At 67.1% G+C, this 3701-nt stretch carries 4 protein-coding genes; 1 reads left to right on the forward strand and 3 read right to left on the reverse strand.

Going from position 1 to position 3701, the window contains the following annotated elements:
* Positions 1-167 precede the first annotated feature (167 nt).
* Both ACGFU7_RS47685 and ACGFU7_RS47690 read right to left on the reverse strand, forming a co-directional pair.
* Positions 168-1046 (reverse strand): GNAT family N-acetyltransferase, encoded by an 879-nt coding sequence (locus ACGFU7_RS47685; RefSeq protein WP_393705041.1) that lies wholly within the window; start codon positions 1044-1046, stop codon positions 168-170.
* Between the two features lie 187 nt (positions 1047-1233).
* Positions 1234-1788 (reverse strand): IS5 family transposase, encoded by a 555-nt coding sequence (locus ACGFU7_RS47690; RefSeq protein ID WP_393705043.1) that lies wholly within the window; start codon positions 1786-1788, stop codon positions 1234-1236.
* A gap of 169 nt (positions 1789-1957) precedes the next feature.
* Here ACGFU7_RS47690 and ACGFU7_RS47695 point away from each other — a divergent pair, with 169 nt between their 5' ends.
* On the forward strand, positions 1958-3208 hold the full coding sequence (locus ACGFU7_RS47695; protein WP_393705044.1) for an IS110 family transposase: 1251 nt from the start codon (positions 1958-1960) through the stop codon (positions 3206-3208).
* Here ACGFU7_RS47695 and ACGFU7_RS47700 read toward each other — a convergent pair.
* Complete coding sequence (locus ACGFU7_RS47700; RefSeq protein WP_393705046.1) at positions 3181-3570, reverse strand: IS5 family transposase; 390 nt, start codon at positions 3568-3570, stop codon at positions 3181-3183. The two genes, ACGFU7_RS47695 and ACGFU7_RS47700, sit on opposite strands and share 28 nt — an antisense overlap.
* Positions 3571-3701 lie beyond the last annotated feature (131 nt).

The following is a 3701-nucleotide window of genomic DNA, read 5'->3' on the forward strand; positions in this document are numbered from 1 at the left end:
TCGCGCGAGAGATCTACCGCCACCTCACAAGCGCATGCATCAGCTCACCGACAACGACTTCCGCAGCTTGACGATCTATAGGAGCTTCAGAGTCAAGCTAGGGCCTGTTGTGAAAGTGCCGACGGGCCGGACGAGGTGATGCCCAGGTCCGGCCCGTCCGCTCGTCTCTACAGGTCGAGCTGGTACTGGAGTGTCGTGTGCGTGGGCACGTAGCCGAGGCTGTCGCTGATGTGTCTCATGTGTGTGTTGCTGTCGGCAGTGTCGGTCAGGAGGCCGCCGAGGTCTGGATAGCGCCCGTGGGCTTGTCGGATCGACTCGGCCTTCATCCATCGGCCGAGTCCGTGTCCGCGGTGCTCGGGCAGCACGCCGGTGCCGTAGTGCTGGCCATCACCCGTGCCATTGCCAGGGACGACGAGTTCGGTGAATCCGGCGATCGAGTCGTCGCAGGTGTCGATGGCGACGACCGTGTGCAACTGGTCGCCGCGCTCTTCGACGGCCTTCGCCGCAGCCCGAACCCGGCCCACGTCCCAGGCCACGGTGCCGTAGTCGGTGTCCTCCATGGGCATATCGTCCATGGCCCGGCGTGAGGCGGCGAACGTCTGGGCGAGGGCGTCGGGGACGGTTCCCTGCCATGACGCCAGCCGGTAGCCGGGATGCGGACGCTCGATGACCTCGGCAAGGTCGATGGCGTCCACGTCGGCCAGCGGCAAGCGGGCGAACCTCAAGGTGAGCACCTTGCGGAAGCCGCGGGTCAGCAGGAAGTGATCGCCGGGCGATCCGGCCTGGGCCTGCGCGCTGACGCAGCGCCGGGCGTTGTCCCGGGCGGCGGCCACGGCCGTGTCGAGGAGCCGGGAGCCGACGCCCTTGCGGCGCTCCACGGGATGGACGTGGAGGGTCAGTTCGGCCAGGTGCTCTTGTCCGCCATCGAACAGGCGGAGAAAGGCCGTCCCGACGGGGATGGAATCGGCGTCAGACTCCAGCCATGCAAGGCGTCGGCTGTGCGCCCCGTGAGCAGGGTCGGTCAGTGGGGTGATGCGAAACGACAAGGTGTCTCCGTCGTGAGGAGGTGGCAAAGGTCAGTACGCGGGCTCAACTGCTGGGCACTCCTGCGCATGTGCTCCACACCTCCTCGTCGACAGCGCCGGTCCGGATCAACATGGACGGCTGGGAGAACTTAGCTGGTCTATCGGTTCCTCGGCAAAGGGTTAACTGAAGGCTGGTGCGGCCGTGTGGTCACAGCCACTCATTGATGGCCGCGACCAGCACGGTTACTTCGTAGCGGACGGCGAGTTTGTCGTATCTCGTGGCCACGGCCCGGTGGCGCTTGAGGCGATTGATCCCGCATTCGACCGCGTGCCTCTCGCGGTAGTCGGTCTTGTCGAACGTCGGCGGCCGACCGCCGCGGGAGCCGAGCTTCTTACGGTTGCGGATCTGGTCCTTCTTCTCCGGGATCGTGCACCGGATCCCACGTCGGCGCAGGTAGGCACGGTTCTTCCGGGAGCCGTACGCCTTGTCGGCACGCACTCTGTCCGGCCGCTTGCGTGGACGCCCCAGCCCCTGCCGTGGCACCCGGATGTTCTCCAGGACCGGTTCGAACTGCGGGGAATCCCCGCGCTGCCCGGCCGTGATCACAATCGACATGGGCTTCTGCCCCTGCTCGACCGCGAGATGGACCTTGGTGGTCAGCCCGCCTCGCGAGCGTCCGAGACCGTGGTCGTCCGGCTCGACCTCAACGCCGCCGGGCGGCTCCTTCTGAAGATCCCCGTTACCTTCTTCATGGCCCCGCAACGGGGCTCCCGGCCTCCGGACCCGGCATGACTGAGATCCCCAGTCGATCATGATCGAAAAGGTGGTGTCACCGGGCACGGAGGCATTGGCAGACCGCTGATTAGGGGCACGAGCGCCGAACCCGCCACGGGTGAGGCAGGCTCTTCGTAACGTGGATGCCGGCACGCTGATGCCGCAGGTAGGCCGGGGAGGGCACGGACCGCTGTGGAGAGTGCACGTGATCGACACGGATGACATCGACGTCTACCTGGGTCTGGACGTCGGCAAGGGTGAGCACCACGCCACCGCCCTGACTCCGTCCGGCGAGAGGGTCTTCGACAAGCGACTGCCCAACACCGAGCCGAAGCTGCGTGAGGTGTTCAGCAAGCTGCGAGCCAAGCACGGCAGTGTGCTGGTGGTGGTCGACCAGCCCGCCTCCATCGGGGCCCTGCCGCTGGCGGTCGCCCGCGACGCGGGCTGCCGCGTCGCCTGTCTACCGGGTCTGACGATGCGACGGATCGCTGACCTGTATGCCGGTGAGGCCAAGACCGACGCGCGCGATGCGGCGATCATCGCGGACGCCGCGCGGACGATGCCGCGTACCCTGCGGAACCTGGCGCCGTCCGACGAGTCCGCCGCTGAACTGGAGATGATCGTCGGGTTCGACGACGACCTCGCGGGTGAGTCGACGAGGATCAAGAACCGGCTGCGCGGTCTGCTCACCCAGATCCATCCCTCGCTGGAGCGTGTCCTGGGTCCCCGGCTGGACCACCCGGCCGTCCTGGTCATGTTCGAACGGTTCGGCTCTCCGGCCCAGTTGAGGAAGGCCGGGCGGCGCCGGCTGGTGACGCTGCTGCGGCCCAAAGCACCCCGGATGGCCGAGCGTCTCGTCGAAGACGTCTTCGCCGCGCTCGACGAGCAGAGAGTCGCCGTGCCCGGTACCGACGCTGCCGCGCTGATCGTCCCGAGCCTCGCCAGCTCGCTCAGCGCCGTGCTGGACCAGCGCAGACTCCTCGCCGCCAGGATCGAGGAACTTCTGGAGGCCCACCCTCTTTCCCAGGTCCTGACCTCCATGCCGGGCATAGGGGTCAGGACCGGAGCCCGCATTCTCATCGACGTCGGTGACGGCAGCAGCTTTCCCACCGCTGGACACTTGGCTGCGTACGCCGGCCTGGCGCCGGTGACCAGGAGCTCCGGCTCATCCATCCGCGGCGAGCACCCGTCGCGCAGAGGCAACAAGCAGCTCAAACGGGCGCTCTACCTCGCGGCCTTCGCCTCGCTCTCCCAACCGGAATCACGCGCCTACTACGACAAGAAACGCCGCGAGGGGAAGCACCACGTCGCAGCCATCGTCGCCCTCGCCCGACGACGCATCGACGTGCTCTTCGCCATGCTCCGAGACGGCACCTTCTATCAGCCTCCAGCACCCTTCGCGGCTTGACGAAAACCATAGGGGCACCTTTTGACCGCTCCGGCGGCGTGCTGGTGGGCGCGGCAGATCGTCGAGTCGACACTGACATCCCAGGCGATCAGGTCCTTCGCGTCCGCCTGGGCCTGCAGTTCGGTGAAGACTCGCTTCCACGTGCCGTCGCGCTGACGGCGCCGGAACAGGTCGTAGACCCGATCCCACGGCCCGTACCGCTCGGGCACATCCCGCCAGGGCGTCCCGGTCCGGGTCCGCCACCGTATGCCGTCGATCAGCTGCCGCCTCGGCCATATCGGCGGCCGGCCAGGCTTCTTGCCCTTCGGCAACAACGGCTCCAGCCTGGCCCACTGCTCGTCCGTCAGATCTCCACGCGCCACAGCGCATGATCATTCCACGACCAAGATCGACTTTCTCAACAGGCCCTAGAAGGCCGATGAAGATCTTGGTTGTTGGAGGGGCGTCCCGGCAGGGGTGCCCCTTGTTGCTATGCGGTGTTGGGGACGATGGC

It is taken from the genome of Streptomyces sp. NPDC048473 (genome assembly GCF_043200155.1).
GTDB lineage: Bacteria > Actinomycetota > Actinomycetes > Streptomycetales > Streptomycetaceae > Streptomyces.